Annotated in this window: 19 protein-coding genes; 12 read left to right on the top strand and 7 right to left on the bottom strand. The window is 60.9% G+C overall.

All coding sequences use genetic code 11. From position 1 onward, the window contains the following. Positions 1 to 101: 101 nt before the first annotated feature. The 6 genes from CHEJ32_RS0103590 to CHEJ32_RS0103565 all read left to right on the top strand — a co-directional run bounded on the left by CHEJ32_RS0103590 (position 102) and on the right by CHEJ32_RS0103565 (position 4,468). On the top strand, positions 102 to 734 hold the full coding sequence (locus CHEJ32_RS0103590) for a 50S ribosomal protein L25/general stress protein Ctc (RefSeq protein ID WP_028032627.1): 633 nt from the start codon (positions 102 to 104) through the stop codon (positions 732 to 734). 27 nt (positions 735 to 761) lie between these two features. Then, complete coding sequence (gene pth / locus CHEJ32_RS0103585) at positions 762 to 1,478, top strand: aminoacyl-tRNA hydrolase (RefSeq protein WP_028032626.1); 717 nt, start codon at positions 762 to 764, stop codon at positions 1,476 to 1,478. Positions 1,479 to 1,568: 90 nt separating this feature from the next. Continuing rightward, a complete protein-coding gene (ychF, locus tag CHEJ32_RS0103580; protein WP_028032625.1) occupies positions 1,569 to 2,672 on the top strand; it encodes a redox-regulated ATPase YchF in 1,104 nt (367 codons plus the stop codon). 211 nt (positions 2,673 to 2,883) lie between these two features. Then, complete coding sequence (locus tag CHEJ32_RS0103575; protein WP_028032624.1) at positions 2,884 to 3,426, top strand: peroxiredoxin; 543 nt, start codon at positions 2,884 to 2,886, stop codon at positions 3,424 to 3,426. A gap of 98 nt (positions 3,427 to 3,524) precedes the next feature. Then, positions 3,525 to 3,989, top strand: a complete 465-nt coding sequence (locus CHEJ32_RS0103570) for a MaoC family dehydratase (protein WP_028032623.1) — start codon at positions 3,525 to 3,527, stop codon at positions 3,987 to 3,989. Then, a complete protein-coding gene (locus CHEJ32_RS0103565; RefSeq protein ID WP_028032622.1) occupies positions 3,986 to 4,468 on the top strand; it encodes a MaoC family dehydratase in 483 nt (160 codons plus the stop codon). The genes CHEJ32_RS0103570 and CHEJ32_RS0103565 overlap by 4 nt, the downstream gene beginning before the upstream one ends. A 110-nt stretch (positions 4,469 to 4,578) precedes the next feature. Here the strand turns inward: CHEJ32_RS0103565 and CHEJ32_RS0103560 are convergent, their stop codons facing one another. From CHEJ32_RS0103560 to hemF, 6 genes are all read right to left on the bottom strand, one after another. Continuing rightward, positions 4,579 to 5,124 carry an adenine phosphoribosyltransferase gene (locus tag CHEJ32_RS0103560; RefSeq protein WP_028032621.1) on the bottom strand — a complete coding sequence of 182 codons (546 nt, stop codon included), beginning with the start codon at positions 5,122 to 5,124 and terminating at the stop codon, positions 4,579 to 4,581. 93 nt (positions 5,125 to 5,217) lie between these two features. Further along, positions 5,218 to 6,066, bottom strand: a complete 849-nt coding sequence (locus tag CHEJ32_RS0103555; RefSeq protein WP_028032620.1) for a cytochrome c1 — start codon at positions 6,064 to 6,066, stop codon at positions 5,218 to 5,220. Positions 6,067 to 6,090: 24 nt separating this feature from the next. Then, positions 6,091 to 7,377, bottom strand: coding sequence for a cytochrome b N-terminal domain-containing protein (locus CHEJ32_RS0103550; RefSeq protein WP_028032619.1), 1,287 nt, complete (start codon positions 7,375 to 7,377; stop codon positions 6,091 to 6,093). 21 nt (positions 7,378 to 7,398) lie between these two features. Continuing rightward, positions 7,399 to 7,971 carry a ubiquinol-cytochrome c reductase iron-sulfur subunit gene (gene petA, locus CHEJ32_RS0103545; RefSeq protein WP_156936591.1) on the bottom strand — a complete coding sequence of 191 codons (573 nt, stop codon included), beginning with the start codon at positions 7,969 to 7,971 and terminating at the stop codon, positions 7,399 to 7,401. Positions 7,972 to 8,192: 221 nt separating this feature from the next. Further along, positions 8,193 to 8,501 carry a DUF6665 family protein gene (locus tag CHEJ32_RS0103540; protein ID WP_028032617.1) on the bottom strand — a complete coding sequence of 103 codons (309 nt, stop codon included), beginning with the start codon at positions 8,499 to 8,501 and terminating at the stop codon, positions 8,193 to 8,195. A 191-nt stretch (positions 8,502 to 8,692) separates the two neighbouring features. After that, complete coding sequence (hemF, locus tag CHEJ32_RS0103535) at positions 8,693 to 9,607, bottom strand: oxygen-dependent coproporphyrinogen oxidase (protein ID WP_028032616.1); 915 nt, start codon at positions 9,605 to 9,607, stop codon at positions 8,693 to 8,695. Positions 9,608 to 9,719: 112 nt separating this feature from the next. Between hemF and CHEJ32_RS0103530 the strand changes: the two genes are divergently transcribed. Beyond that, positions 9,720 to 9,983 carry a hypothetical protein gene (locus tag CHEJ32_RS0103530; protein WP_028032615.1) on the top strand — a complete coding sequence of 88 codons (264 nt, stop codon included), beginning with the start codon at positions 9,720 to 9,722 and terminating at the stop codon, positions 9,981 to 9,983. Positions 9,984 to 10,072: 89 nt separating this feature from the next. Here CHEJ32_RS0103530 and CHEJ32_RS0103525 read toward each other — a convergent pair whose 3' ends face one another. Further along, positions 10,073 to 10,534: a tRNA (cytidine(34)-2'-O)-methyltransferase gene (locus CHEJ32_RS0103525; RefSeq protein ID WP_028032614.1), complete on the bottom strand. Its 462-nt coding sequence runs from the start codon at positions 10,532 to 10,534 to the stop codon at positions 10,073 to 10,075. Between the two features lie 285 nt (positions 10,535 to 10,819). Here CHEJ32_RS0103525 and CHEJ32_RS0103520 point away from each other — a divergent pair, with 285 nt between their 5' ends. From CHEJ32_RS0103520 to CHEJ32_RS0103495, 5 genes are all read left to right on the top strand, one after another. Beyond that, complete coding sequence (locus tag CHEJ32_RS0103520) at positions 10,820 to 11,098, top strand: hypothetical protein (RefSeq protein WP_156936590.1); 279 nt, start codon at positions 10,820 to 10,822, stop codon at positions 11,096 to 11,098. A 16-nt stretch (positions 11,099 to 11,114) separates the two neighbouring features. Next, positions 11,115 to 12,962 (top strand): ABC transporter ATP-binding protein, encoded by a 1,848-nt coding sequence (locus tag CHEJ32_RS0103515; RefSeq protein ID WP_028032612.1) that lies wholly within the window; start codon positions 11,115 to 11,117, stop codon positions 12,960 to 12,962. Beyond that, positions 12,959 to 14,842: an ABC transporter ATP-binding protein gene (locus tag CHEJ32_RS0103510; RefSeq protein ID WP_028032611.1), complete on the top strand. Its 1,884-nt coding sequence runs from the start codon at positions 12,959 to 12,961 to the stop codon at positions 14,840 to 14,842. The genes CHEJ32_RS0103515 and CHEJ32_RS0103510 overlap by 4 nt, the downstream gene beginning before the upstream one ends. 357 nt (positions 14,843 to 15,199) lie before the next feature. Beyond that, positions 15,200 to 16,096 (top strand): LysR substrate-binding domain-containing protein, encoded by an 897-nt coding sequence (locus tag CHEJ32_RS0103500; protein ID WP_028032610.1) that lies wholly within the window; start codon positions 15,200 to 15,202, stop codon positions 16,094 to 16,096. A 72-nt stretch (positions 16,097 to 16,168) separates the two neighbouring features. Further along, positions 16,169 to 16,354, top strand: a complete 186-nt coding sequence (locus CHEJ32_RS0103495) for a DUF1059 domain-containing protein (protein WP_011581509.1) — start codon at positions 16,169 to 16,171, stop codon at positions 16,352 to 16,354. Positions 16,355 to 16,373 lie beyond the last annotated feature (19 nt).

The raw sequence follows: 16,373 nt of genomic DNA, 5'->3' as shown, positions 1-16,373 counted from the left end.
TGGAGGCCGACCCGGCGCCAAGGCGCTGCAGGCGGCTTTCTCGTTTTCGGGACCTGGCTTCCGCCGGCCCGGAGGCGCTCCGACAAACGAAAGGTAAAGCCATGAGCCAGTCATACGAACTGACGGCCGAGGCGCGCGAACGGGTCGGTAAGGGGTCCGCCCGGGCAATTCGGCGCAGCGGAAAGATTCCCGCCGTGATCTACGGCGACAAGCAGCCCCCCCTCTCGATCACCCTTCCCTACAAGGAAGTGTTCCTGCGCATCCATGCCGGCGGTTTCCGGACCACCATCGCCACCATCAATGTGAATGGCGAGAAGATCCAGGTCCTGCCCAAGGATTACCAGCTCGATCCGGTGCGCGGCTTCGCCATGCACGTGGATTTCCTGCGCGTGAGCCAGAACACGGTCGTGACGGTGAACGTGCCCGTGCACTTCATCAACGACGAGAAGGCGCCCGGCATCAAGCGCGGCGGCGTGCTGAACGTCGTGCGCCACGAGGTTGAGTTCGTGTGCCCCGCCAATGCCATCCCGGACAACATCACAGTGGATCTTGAAGGGCTCGATATCGGCGACTCGGTGCATATTTCGGCCGTGAAGCTGCCGCAGGGCGTGACGCCCACGATCACCGACCGCGACTTCACGATCGCGACGATCGCCGCACCGGCCGGCCTGCGTTCGGAAGAGGCGGAAGCCGGCGAAGCGGCTGCAGAGCAGACGGAAGGAAGCGGAGAGTAATTCTTCGCAGCTTCCGGGAGGCGCTTCATGCTTCTCATCGCGGGGCTAGGCAATCCCGGCCCGCAATATCAAAAGCACCGGCACAATGTCGGTTTCATGGCGGCGGATGCCATTCACCGCCGCCATTCCTTTTCGCCTTGGTCGAAGAAATTCAACGCGCTCGTGGCTGAAGGCCGAATCGGCACCGAAAAGGTGCTGCTTATGAAGCCCCAAACCTTCATGAACCTGTCGGGGCAAGCGGTCGGCGAAGCCATGCGTTTCTACAAACTTCCGACCTCCGACCTCATCGTCCTCTACGATGAGCTCGACCTCCCCCCCGGAAAGGTGCGGGTGAAGCGCGGCGGCGGCTCCGGTGGCCACAACGGCATCAAATCCATCGACGCCCATTGCGGCCAGGATTATCGCCGCGTGCGGATCGGCATCGGACATCCGGGCGACAAGGCGCGCGTGTCCCCTCATGTGCTCGGCGATTTCGCCAAGGCTGACCATGAGTGGCTCGATCCGCTGCTTGATGCAGTGGCCGACAACGTTGCGTTGCTCGCTCAAGGCGACGAGTCCGGTTTCATGAACAAGGTCAGCCTTGTGGTCCAAGGCAAGGCTGGGGCTGCGGAAATGACGGGCGGAGGCTCCGCATCGAAGGGCCAAAGCCACATCCGCCAGGCACGGCCCAAGGCGACGGCAAAGCTGCCGGAGGGCGGCCCGATGGCCGCAATGTTGAAGAAACTCTTCGGCAGCAAAGAGTAAGCTTCCGGGCTTGACGATCCTCGGCCCCATCGCTCATAGCCCTGCCAACACTTCTTTGATCGGCTTCGAAAGCGACAGGACAGATTATTCATGGGTTTCAAATGCGGCATCGTCGGCTTGCCCAATGTCGGCAAATCGACGCTCTTCAACGCGCTGACCAGGACAGCGGCCGCCCAGGCCGCCAACTATCCGTTTTGCACCATTGAGCCCAATACGGGCGAGGTGGCGGTGCCCGACCCACGGCTGAAGAAGATCGCCGAGATCGCAGGTTCCAAGGAGATCGTGCCGACGCGCATTTCATTCGTCGATATTGCCGGTCTCGTGCGGGGCGCCTCCAAGGGCGAAGGCCTGGGCAACCAGTTCCTGGCCAATATCCGCGAGGTCGATGCGGTCGTCCACGTCCTGCGTTGCTTCGAGGATGACGACATCACCCACGTGGAAGGGCGGATCGATCCGGTAGCGGATGCCGATACGGTCGAGACCGAGCTGATGCTTGCGGATCTGGAAAGCCTGGAGCGGCGGGTCGTCCAGATAAGGAAGCGTGCTACGGGCAAGGACAAGGAAGCCACGGCCACCCTCCCCATCATGGAGCGAGCGCTCGCGCTTCTGCAGGACGGCAAGCCCGTGCGTCTCATCACGTCAGAGCTCGATGCCGAGGGAATGCGCGTGCTGCGCTCCCTCAACCTGCTCACCTCCAAGCCGGTGCTTTATGTCTGCAACGTCGCCGAAGGCGAAGCGGCGAGCGGCAATGCTCATACGGCTGCGGTCGCGAAAATGGCCGAGGCGCAGGGCGCCAAAACAGTGATCATTTCGGCGGCGATCGAAGCCGAAGTCTCGCAGCTCCCGGATGAAGAAGCGGCCGAATATCTAGAGGCCATGGGTTTGCACGAGCCCGGGCTGGATCGGCTCATACGGGCCGGCTACGAGCTTCTGGACCTCATCACCTTCTTCACCGCGGGCCCCAAGGAAGCGCGCGCCTGGACCGTACAGAAGGGCGCCAAGGCGCCTCAGGCGGCCGGCGTTATCCATACGGACTTTGAACGCGGCTTCATTCGCGCGCAAACCATAGCCTACGAAGACTTCGTGAGGTTGGGGGGCGAAACAGGTGCGCGCGAAGCGGGGAAAGCGCGCGACGAAGGCAAGGATTATGTCGTTCAGGACGGCGATGTGATGCTTTTCAAGTTCAACGTGTAGGCCGAAGCGCTTTAACTTAACGGTTGAAGCAAAACTTGTGACCTTTTCACGCATCCGGCACTTTTTCCGGGACCCTGTCTTGGCACGGTCACGGACGAGTGGTTATTTCGGCCCGCAACGGCGCTCCCCAGAGCGCCAATCATCAATGTTTTACGGATTGCTCGCCTCCCTTGTGGGGGCAGCGGTCATTTGCGCTTTGAGGAGCTCAGATATGCTCGGAAGAAAGGTTCCGCAGGTTACGTTCCGCACCCGCGTTCGCGACGAATCCATCGAGGGACCAAACCCCTACCGCTGGGAAGACAAGACCAGCGCCGATTTTTTCGCCGGCAAGCGCGTGGTGCTCTTCTCTTTGCCGGGCGCCTTCACGCCCACTTGCTCGACCTATCAGCTTCCGGATTTCGAGAAGCTCTATGAGGAGTTCAAAGCCGAGGGCATCGATGAGATTTACTGCATCTCCGTCAACGATGCCTTTGTGATGAACGCCTGGGGCCGCGCACAGAACATCACCAATATCAAGCTTATTCCGGACGGCTCCGGCGAATTCACGCGCAAGATGGGCATGCTGGTCGCCAAGGATAATCTCGGCTTCGGCATGCGCTCCTGGCGCTATGGCGCGGTGATCAACGACGGCGTCGTCGAGATGTGGTTTGAGGAAGAAGGCTATTCCGACAACTGCGATACGGACCCCTACGGCGTGTCCTCGCCGCAGAACATCCTGCAGGCTCTGCGCGCGCCGCAAGCTGCAGCAGCTTGATAAGCGCTATTGCTTCCGAAGCCCCGGATGCCCGGCATCCGGGGTTTTTTATTGCCCCGATCTGTGCGACCAGAGATCGGTGGACTTGAGGATTCGGAATGAGCAAGCAATGGGCCTATGAGGATATGACGGAAGGCCGGGTGTTTGATCTCGGCTCACGAACCGTCACACGAGAGGAAATCATCGAATTCGCAAGCGAGTTCGACGCACAGCCCATGCATCTTGACGAGGAAGCGGGGCGCCGAAGCATCTTGGGCGGACTGGCGGCATCGGGCTGGCACACATGCTCCGTGTTCATGCGCATGTTGTGTGACGCCTTTCTTCTCGACTCGACTTCTCAAGGATCGCCCGGAGTTACGGAACTGCGCTGGAGAAAACCTGTACTGGCAGGAGACGTCTTGAGCGGAACCACCACCGTGCTCGCAAGGCGCCGGCTCAAGTCTCGCCCCGAGGTGGGGGTTGTCACATTGCGTCACGTCGTAAGAAACCAGCGGGGTGAGGCAGTGATGGAATGCGAGAACCCGATCCTGTTCAGATTGCGCGATCCCGGAGCAGCCGCATGAATCTCGACGCCTTCCTCAAGATCGGCGAGACCATCGAACTTGGCAGCCACACCTTTACGGCGGACGAGATCAAGCGTTTCGCGGAAAAATATGATCCACAGCCCTTTCATCTGAATGAGGAGGAGGCGGAACGGAGCATCTTCGGCAGGCTCTGCGCTTCCGGCTGGCACACCTGCTCCATGTGGATGCGATATAATCTCCAAGCGCGTGAGCGGACCACGGCAGCGGAATGGGACGGACCCGGCCCGCGGCCTACATTCGGCCCCTCGCCCGGTTTCTCGAACGTCAAATGGCTCAAGCCAGTCTATGCCGGAGACACGATCACCTTCACGCGAGCGGCGGTGGGCTACAGGCCCCTGGCCTCGAAGCCGGGATGGACTCTCGTGTCGCTGAAAGGCGGAGCTTTCAATGACGCGGGCGAAACAGTGTTTGAGTTTGAAAACACCGTGCTCCTGCATACGGGCCAGCAACCTGCCTGAAGATTTTTCGCCCCCTACCGCCGTCACCACGCACAAATGAAGGCTGCATGAGGGCGGACCCGCGCATCGGTTCACACCAATGCCGGAGCCTTAGCGTAAGGCCCCGGTCCTCAGTGGCCTTCAAAGGCGATGAGCGTGCGCACATCGACCCCTTGGGCCTCAAGCTTTGCTCGGCCGCCCAGATCCGGCAGATCGATCACGAAGCATGCGGCGACAATGTCTGCCCCCATCTGCCGCAACAGACGCACCGCCGCTTCGGCCGTGCCGCCAGTCGCAATCAGATCGTCCACGAGGATTACCTTTTCACCAGGCGAGACGGCATCGATATGCATCTCCATCTCATCGAGCCCGTATTCCAGGCTGTAGGCAACGCGCACGGTCTCATGCGGGAGCTTCCCCTTCTTGCGGATGGGAATGAAGCCCGAAGAAAGCTGGTGCGCGATCGCGCCGCCCAGGATGAACCCGCGCGCCTCTATCCCTGCGATCTTGTCGATCTTGGAACCCGCATAGGGGTGGACAAGCTCATCGACGGCGCGGCGAAAGGCACGTGCGTCGCCGAGCAGCGTGGTGATGTCGCGAAAGAGAACTCCCGGTCGTGGATAATCGGGAATGGTGCGGATCGCGGAAAGAAGGGTCTCTTCTAGCGGTTGTTTCATGGGCCGGTTCCTGGTTCGCCCTTTTTTGCCCCTTCCCGGCGGCAATGAAAAGGGCGCCCCTGGGGCGCCCTTCAGAATTCGGTCAAAAGGCCGTCAGTGCAGCTCGGCCCAGATCTTGCGCTTGGTCAGATAGACCAGCCCGCCGAACAGCACGAGGAAGATCAGTACCGTGAAGCCGGTCTGCTTGCGTGCCTCGAGATGAGGCTCCGCCGCCCACATCAGGAATGCGGATATGTCTCGCGAATACTGCTCGACAGTCTCCGGCGCGCCGTCCTCATATGTCACCTGGCCATCCGAGATCGGAGGAGGCATAGCGAGCGCCGGGCCACTGATGAAGTAAGGATTGTAATAGGTGCCATCGGGGATCTCGAGACCTTCAGGAGGGGTCTCGTCATACCCGGTCAAAAGCGCATGGAGGTAGTCCGGCCCACCTTCGGCATATTGCGTGAAGATGTCGAAGAGGAAGGTCGGGAACCCGCGCTCGACCCCGCGTGCCTTGGCGATCAGCGAAAGATCAGGAGGAGCGGCACCGTTGTTGGAAGCAGCGGCCTGCTCGACATTGGCGAAAGGCGACGGGAAGTAGTCGGAGGGCGTGCCCGGACGCGTGAACATGTCGCCCGCTTCGTTCGGGCCGTCCTGCACCTCATATTCGGCCGCGATCGCACGCACCTGCTCTTCAGAATAGCCGAGGTCCTCTAGATTGCGGAATGCGACCATGTCGAGGGAGTGACAGGCGGCGCAGACCTCGCGGTAGATCTTGAAGCCGCGCTGCAGCTGGCCCTTGTCATAGGTCCCGAAGGGGCCGGCGAAGGACCACTCCTGCGGTTCCGGTTTCTTGAGCGGATAATGCGGAGTCGCTCCTTCTTCCTGGGCGACCGCAACGGAAGTGGCGAGCGCAAGACCAAGCCCGACAGCCCCCAGAGCGTGGAGAAACATTCTCATTTCCAAAATCCCCTTGCGCATCGCTTAGCGTTGGCTGGCCGGCTGGGTTTCCAAGGAACCCGCCTTGTTCTTCTCGAGCACGGCCTCCGTGATCGAGTTCGGCAGCCTGCGCGGCGTTTCGATCAGCCCCAGAACCGGCATGATGACCAGGAAGAAGGCGTAGTAATAAAGCGTTCCGAGCTGAGCCAAGGCCACATAGACCCCTTCTGCCGGGCGCGAGCCAAGCCAGCCGAGCAGGATGGCATCCGCGACGAAGAGCCAGAAGAAGAGCCGGTACCAGGGCCGGTAGACCGCGGAGCGGACCTTCGAGGTATCGAGCCAAGGCGTGAGGAACAGCAGAATGATCGAGCCGAACATCACCAGCACGCCGCCGAGCTTGGAGTCGATCGGGCCGACATTGAAGGTGATGGCGCGCAGCATGGCATAGAAAGGCAGGAAGTACCATTCGGGCACGATATGCGCCGGCGTCTTCAGCGGATCCGCCTCGATATAGTTATCGGGGTGTCCGAGATAGTTCGGCATGTAGAAGACGAAATAGGCGAACACGAAGAGGAACACGACCATCGCAAAGCCGTCCTTGACGGTCGCGTACGGCGTGAAGGCTACCGTGTCGGTCTTCTGCTTCACCTCGATGCCGGTGGGGTTCGTCTGACCTGTCACATGCAGCGCCCAGACGTGCAGGACGACGACGCCTGCGATCATGAAGGGCAGCAGGTAATGCAGGGAGAAGAAGCGGTTGAGCGTCGGATTGTCCACCGCGAAGCCGCCGAGGAGCAGCTGCTGGATCCAGTCGCCCACAAGCGGGATGGCCGAGAAGAACCCGGTGATCACGGTTGCGCCCCAGAAGCTCATCTGACCCCAGGGAAGCACATAACCCATGAAGGCGGTCGCCATCATGAGGAGATAGATGATGCAGCCGAGGATCCAGAGCAGTTCGCGCGGAGCCTTATAGGACCCATAGTAGAGACCACGGAACATGTGCACATAGACGGCCACGAAGAAGAAGGAGGCGCCATTGGCGTGAAGGTAGCGCAGCAGCCAACCGGAATTGACATCGCGCATGATCTTCTCGACCGACCCGAAGGCAAGCTCGGTGTTCGCCGCATAGTGCATGGCGAGCACGACGCCCGTGAGGATCTGCGCCACGAGCATCAGCGTGAGGATGCCGCCGAAAGTATAGGCGTAGTTCAGGTTGCGCGGCACCGGATAGGCCACGAAGGAATCATAGATAAGACGCGGCAGCGGAAGGCGGGCGTCCATCCAGCGGCCGAAGCCGGTCTTGGGTGTATAGGTAGAGTGTCCACCGCTCATGAAAAATATGCTCCCCTGCGCCTAGCCGATCTGGATGACGGTGTCGGAAACGAATTCGAAGGTCGGAATGGCCATGTTCTCCGGCGCCGGACCTTTGCGGATGCGCCCTGCCGTGTCGTAATGGGAGCCGTGGCAGGGGCAGAACCAGCCGCCGAAGTCGCCCTGCTGGCCGAGCGGCACGCAGCCCAGATGGGTGCAGACGCCGATCATGACCAGCCAGTTCTCCTTCCCCTCGCCTGCCGAACGCGCCAAATCCGTGGCCGGCGTGTCGGCGGGCAGGTTCTCGTTGCGCGCAACCGGATCCTTGAGCTGATCCAGCGGCGTCTCTTGAGCCGCCTGCATCTCCTGCTCGGTGCGATTGCGGACAAAAACGGGGTGTCCCCGCCACTTGACCGTCAGCGACATGCCGGGTTCCACGGCCGACACGTCCACCTGAATAGACGCGAGGGCGCGCGTGGAGGCGTCCGGACGCATCTGGTCAATGAACGGCCAGGCGACTGCGGCCGCGCCGAAGGCCCCGGCCATACCAGTGGCCACGTAAAGAAAATCGCGACGGCTGTGTTCCGGGATGTGGGTCGAATCGATATCGCTCACGGACAGTGGTCCTTTCACCTCATACCTGCCGAAGAATCGTGGAAAATCGCGCACTCGTTAATAGTTGCTGCGACGAGCGGCGCCTTCCCCCGGCAATTGGCGATGGTTTCTATGCCCGACGCCTGGACTTGTCCAGACGCCCCTTGGATGAGAGGGCAGATTGTCGCGGGGAAAATGCCGGGCTGCGCCGGATGCCGAGCGGAAAAGCCCTGGCAGCGCCGCTAGCGGGCGCCGAGCCGTGCCAGGACGGCACGCGGAATGGCCATCTGACGCACGATATCGTCGTGACGCTTCAGGCCACAGAGTTCACGCTGGATGAAATACGCGTAGACCGCATCCGCGGCCTCGCGCACGAGGTCATTGCGTTCGGCCTCCCCGCCCCCATGAGCGGCAAGCTTCGCAAGGCTTTCCTCGGCGCGCTTTCCTGCATTTCCAAGCGATGCCGCCATCTCGCCGGCAAGCTCGTAGTCGAGCACCCCGATCCCGGTTTGCTGCAGACGCGCATTGCCGGTTCCTGGAGGACGAAGCATGGTTTCTTCCCTAGGCGCACCTTCCGACGGAAGGTTCAAGCCCGCAAATATGGTGCTCGTCTTCACGCATGTCACCTGCCACGTGCCGACAAAGCGGACGAGGAGCACCTAAAAGCCAACGGAGCATTTCAGCGAATCGCCGCAGTGGCCCGGCCGAGGAACGGCTCAGTTTCCGTAGCCTGTGCAGGCCACTATGGCCATTTCACCACGGGCGGCAGGCTTGAGAGAATTGAATTGACGTTGCCGCCGGTCTTGAGGCCGAAAATCGTGCCGCGGTCATACAGCAGATTGAACTCGACATAACGTCCACGGCGGATGAGTTGCTCCTCGCGGTCGGCCTCGGTCCAATTGGTGTTGAAGTTCCTCCGCACGATATGTTGGTAAGCAACGAGGAACGCGCGACCGACATCCTGGGTGAAGGCGAAGTCCGCATCCCACCCGCCTTTATCCTCGGGACTCTTCAGCCAGTCATAGAAAATTCCACCGATGCCCCTCGGTTCGTTCCTGTGCGGCAGGAAGAAATACTCGTCGCACCAGCGCTTGAACTTATCGTAGTCGGTCACCCCGGCATGGCGTTCGCAGACGAAACGCATCGACTTATGAAAGGCGATCGCGTCCGGGTCCTCCTGACTGCGCCGACGGTCGAGCATGGGCGTGAGATCCGCGCCTCCGCCGAACCATTGCCGCGTGGTCACCACCATGCGCGTGTTCATGTGCACGGTAGGCACGTTTGGATTGTGAGGGTGGGCAATCAAGGAAATGCCTGAAGCCCAAAAGCGCGGATCCTCCTCCGCTCCGGGGATCTGCTTGCGGAATTCCGGTGAAAACTCGCCATGAACGGTGGAGGTGTGCACACCGACCTTCTCGAAGACGCGTCCATGCATGATGGACATGACGCCCCCGCCGCCTGCACCGCCATCGCGCTCCCACGGGGTGCGCTCGAACCTGCCGGAAGCATAAGTGGAGCGAGGACCGGAAAGCTCGTCCTCCAATTCCTCGAAGGCGGCGCAGATCCGGTCGCGAAGCGCTTCGAACCAGTCCCTCGCCGTCTGCTTCTTTTCCTCGATGTTTTCGGGCAGTCCTGCCGGAATATCGGGTCTATCCATGGCATCCTCTTACGCGCCGCCCCTGCCCGGGTCGCCCCGGCGGCTACAAATGACTCGCAATTTCCCGCAGCGATCCCTAATCTCCTTATGTGCCGGGTCAAGGAGTTCTTTCGTGCGAGTGCCCGCCAAGCCGCCCCTCGAGGGCATAAAGAGAAGTCTCGACAAGAAGCGCGCCGAGCGTCAGGGCAAGCGCCTTCCTCGGGACGGCTTCGTCCGTGAAACCTTCTCGCTTCCGCGCCAGGAGGCCCGCGCAAAAGCACGCGAATGGCTGGAGCGCTGGCCCAAGCAAGCCTACTGGACCGAGATCGAAAGCTGGGCCGAGCGGCCGGGCGACATGATCGAGTTCACCATGCGCCGCCTGCCAAGTGCGGATTAGCGTCATCGCATCTTGACCTCAACTTAACTTGAGGGACTAGCGGCTCTGCTATGAAAAGAGCCGCATCTTCCCTCGGGCATAACGCCGCCTTACCGCACCTGCCGTACGGCCTCGCCGCATGCCATCGCCGCCGCCATCGCGACGTTCAGGCTCCGCGCGCCCTCTTTCATGGGAATGAGCAAACGGTAATCGGCGGCATTATGCACGTTTTCAGGAACGCCTGCCGATTCCCTGCCGAACATGAGAATGTCTCCGTCGCGGAACGAAAACGCGTGATAGGGCACTGTGCCGGCCGTCGTAAACAGGATCAGCCGGCGCCCATTCTGACGCCGCCACGCATCGAACTCCTCCCAGGAGGAATGACGCTCGAGAGCGGCAAGCTCGAGATAGTCCATGCCGGCCCGCTTCAGCGCCCGGTTGGACAGATCAAAGCCCGCAGGCTCTATGAGATCGACGGCCACGCCAAGGCAGGCGGAAAGGCGCAGGATTGCGCCTGTGTTGCCGGGAATGTCCGGCTGAAAGAGTGCTATACGAAAGCCCTGCTGCGCCATATCGTCCCTTGCTGTCGCGCTGAAGACACAGGAGAAGACAGATACAGGATCGTCTTCGCAAAGTCTCTGGCCAGACGCGGCATTAATGGATATAAGGCCGGCCAGCTTAACGTAAACCGTCAGAGGCAGACATGGAAATCCGGATTGTGGTCTCCCTTCTCTGCCCGCGGCCCTGGATCGGGCGCGCGGCCTGACGGCGGTTTTCGTTCCGAAGCTTCTTCCAGTTTTCTAGACGCACGAGCGGATCCGCCGGAACCCCTTCCGGAAGCTTTCAAGGATTCGTTCATGTCCAGCAATTCGCCCAAAGAGCGCAAGGCGCTCGAAAAACTTACCGCTCCGGTCGATACCGCGCTCCCGCCCTTCGCGACAGGCAACGTTCCCGCCAAGGCGTTGTCAGGAGCTTTTGCCGCAGCGCTTGGCGGAAAGCCGCAGGTGGGCCATGCCGGTGCGAAGGCCCTACTTGGCAAAGAACGCGGGAAGACAGTTGTCGAAGAGGCCGCCTCCGCGCGGATGAAGATCAACAAGCCCAGCGCCACGACCACGCCGCGCAAAGGGCACCGTTAATTTTCGAGGATAAGCAATGTTCCATTGGTTTGAAAAAAGGCTAGAGCCCTTTCCCGCCGAAGAACCGCAGGAGCCGCCGAGGACCCTTGTCGGCTTCTGCCTTCATTATACGCGAGGGCTGTGGCCGTTTATCGCGATTTCGGCAGTGCTTTCAGCAACGATCGCGATCGTCGAAGTCGGGATGTTCTCCTTCCTAGGCAATATCGTCGATTGGCTGTCGCAGCACGATCGGGAAACCTTCCTTCAGACCGAGGGCTGGAAACTGGCCGGCATGGCCGCCATCGTGCTCGTCTTCCTGCCCGTCGTCGTCTGGCTGCACTCTCTGATGCTGCACCAGACGCTGATGGGCAATTACCCCATGCGCATCCGCTGGCAGGTGCATCGCTATCTCCTGAACCAGTCGATGACCTTTTATCAGGATGAGTTTGCGGGCCGCATCGCTACCAAGATGATGCAGACGGCACTCGCCGTGCGCGAATGCGTGATCAAGCTGATCGACGTGTTCAACTATGTCGCGGTCTATTTCACCGGTATGCTGGTAATAGCGGCTTCGGCGGATATTCGCCTTGCCGCGCCGCTCCTCGCCTGGATCGTCTGCTATATCCTGCTTCTGCGCTACTTCATCCCGCGTTTGGGAAGCGTGGCCCAGGAGCAGGCCGACGCACGCTCGCTCATGACGGGGCGCATTGTCGACAGCTACACGAACATCCAGACGGTGAAGCTCTTTTCCCATGCGCGCCGGGAGGCGAGCTTTGCGCGGTCGGCGATGACCGGCTTCCTGGATACGGTCTTCCGGCAGATGCGCCTGATCACGAGCCTTTACGGCCTGCTCTATATGCTGAACTCGCTCTGCCTGTTCGTCGTTGGGGCATTGTCGCTTTGGCTGTGGCTGAACGAGATCGTCAGCGTCGGCGCGGTGGCCGTGGTGATTGCGCTGGTGATGCGGCTCTGGGGCATGTCCCAGTGGATCATGTGGGAGATGACGATGCTCTTCGAGAATATCGGCACCGTGCAGGACGGCATCGGCTCCATATCGAAACCGCGCGTCGTGGAAGATCGGCCCGATGCAACGGAGTTGAAGGTCACCAGGGGCGAGATCGCCTTCGAAAACATCCGCTTCCACTATGGCAAGAAAGGCGGCGTGATCGAGGACCTCTCGTTGACGATCCGGCCAGGGGAGAAAGTGGGTCTCGTCGGCCGTTCGGGAGCGGGCAAATCCACGCTCGTCAACCTGCTGCTCCGCTTCTATGATCTCGAAGGAGGTCGCATACTGATCGACGGGGCGGACATCTCGCGGGTCACCCAGGATTCGCTTCGCGCGCAGATCGGGATGGTGACGCAGGACACCTCTCTGCTGCATCGCTCGGTGCGCGACAACATCCTCTATGGCCGGCCGGACGCCGATGACGAAATGGTGAGGGCGGCCGCGGAAAACGCTGCCGCACTGGATTTCATCCCCAGCCTGCGCGATATCAAGGGGCGTACAGGCTTCGACGCCCATGTGGGCGAGCGCGGCGTCAAGCTTTCCGGGGGCCAGAGGCAGCGCATCGCGATCGCCCGCGTTATGCTGAAAGATGCGCCCATCCTGATCCTGGACGAAGCGACCTCGGCGCTCGATTCCGAGGTGGAGGCAGCGATCCAGGAAAACCTGTACCGCCTGATGGAAGGGAAAACCGTGATTGCCATCGCTCACAGACTTTCCACAATCGCCGCCATGGATCGGCTGGTGGTGATGGACGCCGGCCGCATCATCGAACAGGGCACGCATGACGATCTGATAGCCAGAGGCGGGCTCTATGCACAGCTTTGGCATCGGCAATCCGGCGGCTTTCTCGAGCTGGATCCCGCGGAGGCAGCCGAGTGAGCGCAGAAGAAGACCTCAGGAAGGATCTCGGAGACCGGCTCTGGCGACATGCCGAAGGGGCGATAGACCCCTTCGGCGATACCGACCGGGAGGTGCTGCCGGAAAACGCCCGGGATTTCATCCTATTCTTCGCGAAACAGGCCAAACTGCCTTTCATTCTGCTCCTGATCGCGGGAGCACTGTCGGCCACGGTCGACGCCGGACTTTACTGGGCGCTCGGGTGGCTGGTGGATCTGCTCGACCGCACCTCGCCGGCAGATTTGCTTTCGGAGCACTGGGTACAATTGGCAGCGCTTGCCTTCTTTGTGCTCGTCGTGCGCTCGCTGGTAATGATCGCAAATACCGTGATGGAACAGCAGGTGATCTCGCCAGCCTTCTATCAGCGTGTACGCTGGCAGGCCTTCCGGCGGGTTATGGAGCAGCCCTACGAATTCTACCAGAACGACTTCGCGGGCCGGATCGCGACGAAGATCCTCCAGGGCGCGGAAGCCACCGGCGATTTCATAACCTCCTCGCTCCAGACCATGTGGAGCTTCCTCACATTCTTCGTGCTGGCCGGCACCATCCTGGCCACCCTCGATCCCTTGATGGGCGTGGTGCTCCTGGTCTGGTTCGCCTCCTATCTCACGCTCGCTCGCCTGCTCCTGCCGCCATTGCGGCGGGCGGGGCGGCGCACGGCCGACGAGCGCTCGGCGATGAACGGCCGTATGGTCGACGCTTTCACAAACATCATGGCTGTCAAGCTGTTCGACAGCGGCCGGCGTGAACACGGCTATGTTCGCGAGAGCATGGCGAACCTGCTCAACGCCATTTGGGCGCTCGGCCGTGCGATCACGCGGGTGCGTGCGGCAATAACCATCATCAACGGCATCATGATCACGGCAGTCGGCGCACTCTCCGTCGCAAGCTGGATGAACGGGAGCGCCAGCACCGGCGAGATTGCCACCGTAATGGGCCTCATGTTCAGGCTGAACCAGATGTCCGGCTATGTTATGTTCAACATCAACGGGCTCATTCGGTCCTACGCCACCGTGCAGGATGCGACCGGTACGATCTCCCGTCCACCTGCAATTCGAGACGCGCCCGATGCGCGCGTTATACCGCCTGCCAAAGGCGATCTCCGCTCCGAGAATGTCTCTTTCCATTATGGCCGCGAAGGCGGGATCATTGAAGGATTGAACCTTCATATCCGGCCGGGCGAACGCGTTGCGCTGGTCGGGCCTTCGGGGGCCGGCAAGACGACCATCATCAATCTGATGCTGCGTCTCTTCGACGTGGAGAGCGGCCGTATCCTTCTCGACGGCCAGGACATCAGGGATGTGACGCAAGCCTCGCTGCGCGGCCAGTTCGGTGTTGTGAGCCAGGAACCCATCCTGATGCATCGCTCCATCCGCGACAACATCGCATATGGCCGGCCCGGAGCAAGCGACGCGGAAATCATAGCGGCGGCGAAGCGCGCCCGCGCGCATGATTTCATCCTCGGCGTCCGCGATCCTGCCGGACGCACCGGTTATGATGCCCATGTAGGCGAGCGGGGCGTCAAGCTCTCGGGCGGCCAACGCCAGCGCGTGGCGATCGCACGCATGATGCTGAAGAATGCGCCGATCCTCATCCTGGACGAAGCGACGTCCTCGCTGGATTCGGAAATCGAAGCGGCAATCCAAGAAAATCTTGAGGGCCTGATGGAGGGAAAGACGGTGATCGCGATCGCGCACCGCCTTTCGACCGTCGCCGCACTCGACCGCGTGATCGTGCTGGATCGCGGGCGTATCGTCGAGGAAGGCACGCACGAAGACCTCATTCGCCGCAACGGACTCTATGCCCAACTGTGGAAGCGCCAGTCCGGCGGGTTCCTGGATGGCCGTCTCGCTGCGGAATAGGTCGATTTTCCCTATGATGATATCTCGATCTAGGCGAAGCCCCGTCCATCGCGGACCTATAGCTCCGGCCTCCTCAGCAACTGCCGAGATTGGTTGGCCGGAGCGGTAAGTCCGCCAAGTCCCGCTGGCTCATTGCCGCTATCGCGGGATGGGAGAGCGGATCACGTCGCCAATGTTCCTGCTCGTCGAGATGAGCCGAAGCGGCGAGGAATTCCCTCCGGGACCGGGGGAGATATGCGGCAGCGCTCAAGAAAAGCTTCATCATCTCCTGGTCCTCCAAGTTCCTTATCCTTATAATCTCGCCTAAACGGCCCGATCGCAATGCAGATTGCGTGAGCCATGCTATAGAAAAACTGCATGAGAAATTTGAACCAGGTTCATCTCAATGCCCTGCGCGCTGTAGAAGCGGTGCTGCGGCTCGGCTCGCTCTCGGCCGCAGCTGCCGAGCTCGGCGTGACCGTTGGAGCGGTCAGCCAGCACCTCATCCGCTGCGAAGAACAGCTTGGAAGATTGCTGTTTGAGCGCACTGGACGAGGGTTGCGGCCCACGCCATTCGGAATGCGGATGGCGGGCCTTCTCAACGAGGGCTTCGGAAAGCTGGACGAGGCGGTGGCGCTATCACGCGGCGGGGCCGATACCGTTCTCACCATCTCGGTGGCGCCTGTTTTTGCTTCGAAATGGCTGGTGCCGAGACTTTCTCGCTTTTCGGCCCTCCACCCAGAGCTGCGGTTGCGGCTCGATGCGTCTGTTTCACTCGTCAATCTCGACGCGTCCGATGTCGACCTTGCAATCCGTGTCGGCGAAGGCGGATGGCCTGGCGTCAATGCAGAATTCGTCCTGGCTCAGGAGGTCTTTCCCGTCTGCGCACCGGCCCTTTTGGAACGGCTTCGCGAACCGCGGGACATTCTTGATGTCCCGGTGGTGCGTGACGCGAATTCAACGATCAGCTGGGACATATGGCTGGATCCCTTCGGCCTGACTGAGCAAGACATGTGGGAAGGAAACAGCTTCACCGACGCTTCGCTGGCGCTCGACGCAGCGATCGCGGGTCAGGGAGTGATGCTCGCCTGGCAAACGCTTGCCCATGATGCTCTCGCGGCCGGACTCTTGGTACGGCCATTCAAGGAACTTGCCAGAACAAGGTTCGGCTATTTCCTGGTCACTTCGAAGAACCGGCCGGAAGCCAAAAAGGTGAAGATCAAGGCTTGGCTCCGGAAAGAGATCGCCGAGACAGCGGGAAATTACAAATCGTGACCTTGTCTCGGGCCGACCTCCACCCAGATATCGTGTATGATTCGGGCATCCGATAGACGGAGGAATTGAATGATGAAGGAGTTTCATTGCGGATCGCTGGTACCCGGTTGCGAATGGCATACGCGTCACGAAGAGGAGGCGGAAGTGATGCGCCGGGCCGTTGAACACATGCGTGAGGTCCACGGAGAGACGATCATCCGCGAAAGCATGATCGAAGCCATCCGATCGCGGATTGTCCAGCAACAGGACGCGGCCTAGCTGGCCGGTCGCAGAAAGA

The organism is Chelativorans sp. J32, assembly GCF_000518985.1.
Lineage (GTDB): Bacteria > Pseudomonadota > Alphaproteobacteria > Rhizobiales > Rhizobiaceae > Chelativorans.
This window is presented reverse-complemented; position numbering and strand designations above follow the sequence as displayed.

Coding starts and splice junctions, on each gene's coding strand:
- pth (WP_028032626.1), top strand. CDS start 762: ATGCTTCTCATCGCGGGGCTAGGCAATCCCGGCCCGCAATATCAAAAG.
- hemF (WP_028032616.1), bottom strand. CDS start 9,607: ATGGATAGACCCGATATTCCGGCAGGACTGCCCGAAAACATCGAGGAA.
- CHEJ32_RS0103525 (WP_028032614.1), bottom strand. CDS start 10,534: ATGGCGCAGCAGGGCTTTCGTATAGCACTCTTTCAGCCGGACATTCCC.
- CHEJ32_RS0103590 (WP_028032627.1), top strand. CDS start 102: ATGAGCCAGTCATACGAACTGACGGCCGAGGCGCGCGAACGGGTCGGT.
- CHEJ32_RS0103515 (WP_028032612.1), top strand. CDS start 11,115: ATGTTCCATTGGTTTGAAAAAAGGCTAGAGCCCTTTCCCGCCGAAGAA.
- CHEJ32_RS0103575 (WP_028032624.1), top strand. CDS start 2,884: ATGCTCGGAAGAAAGGTTCCGCAGGTTACGTTCCGCACCCGCGTTCGC.
- CHEJ32_RS0103560 (WP_028032621.1), bottom strand. CDS start 5,124: ATGAAACAACCGCTAGAAGAGACCCTTCTTTCCGCGATCCGCACCATT.
- CHEJ32_RS0103570 (WP_028032623.1), top strand. CDS start 3,525: ATGAGCAAGCAATGGGCCTATGAGGATATGACGGAAGGCCGGGTGTTT.
- CHEJ32_RS0103540 (WP_028032617.1), bottom strand. CDS start 8,501: ATGCTTCGTCCTCCAGGAACCGGCAATGCGCGTCTGCAGCAAACCGGG.
- ychF (WP_028032625.1), top strand. CDS start 1,569: ATGGGTTTCAAATGCGGCATCGTCGGCTTGCCCAATGTCGGCAAATCG.
- CHEJ32_RS0103520 (WP_156936590.1), top strand. CDS start 10,820: ATGTCCAGCAATTCGCCCAAAGAGCGCAAGGCGCTCGAAAAACTTACC.
- CHEJ32_RS0103555 (WP_028032620.1), bottom strand. CDS start 6,066: ATGAGAATGTTTCTCCACGCTCTGGGGGCTGTCGGGCTTGGTCTTGCG.
- CHEJ32_RS0103565 (WP_028032622.1), top strand. CDS start 3,986: ATGAATCTCGACGCCTTCCTCAAGATCGGCGAGACCATCGAACTTGGC.
- CHEJ32_RS0103500 (WP_028032610.1), top strand. CDS start 15,200: ATGAGAAATTTGAACCAGGTTCATCTCAATGCCCTGCGCGCTGTAGAA.
- CHEJ32_RS0103550 (WP_028032619.1), bottom strand. CDS start 7,377: ATGAGCGGTGGACACTCTACCTATACACCCAAGACCGGCTTCGGCCGC.
- CHEJ32_RS0103495 (WP_011581509.1), top strand. CDS start 16,169: ATGAAGGAGTTTCATTGCGGATCGCTGGTACCCGGTTGCGAATGGCAT.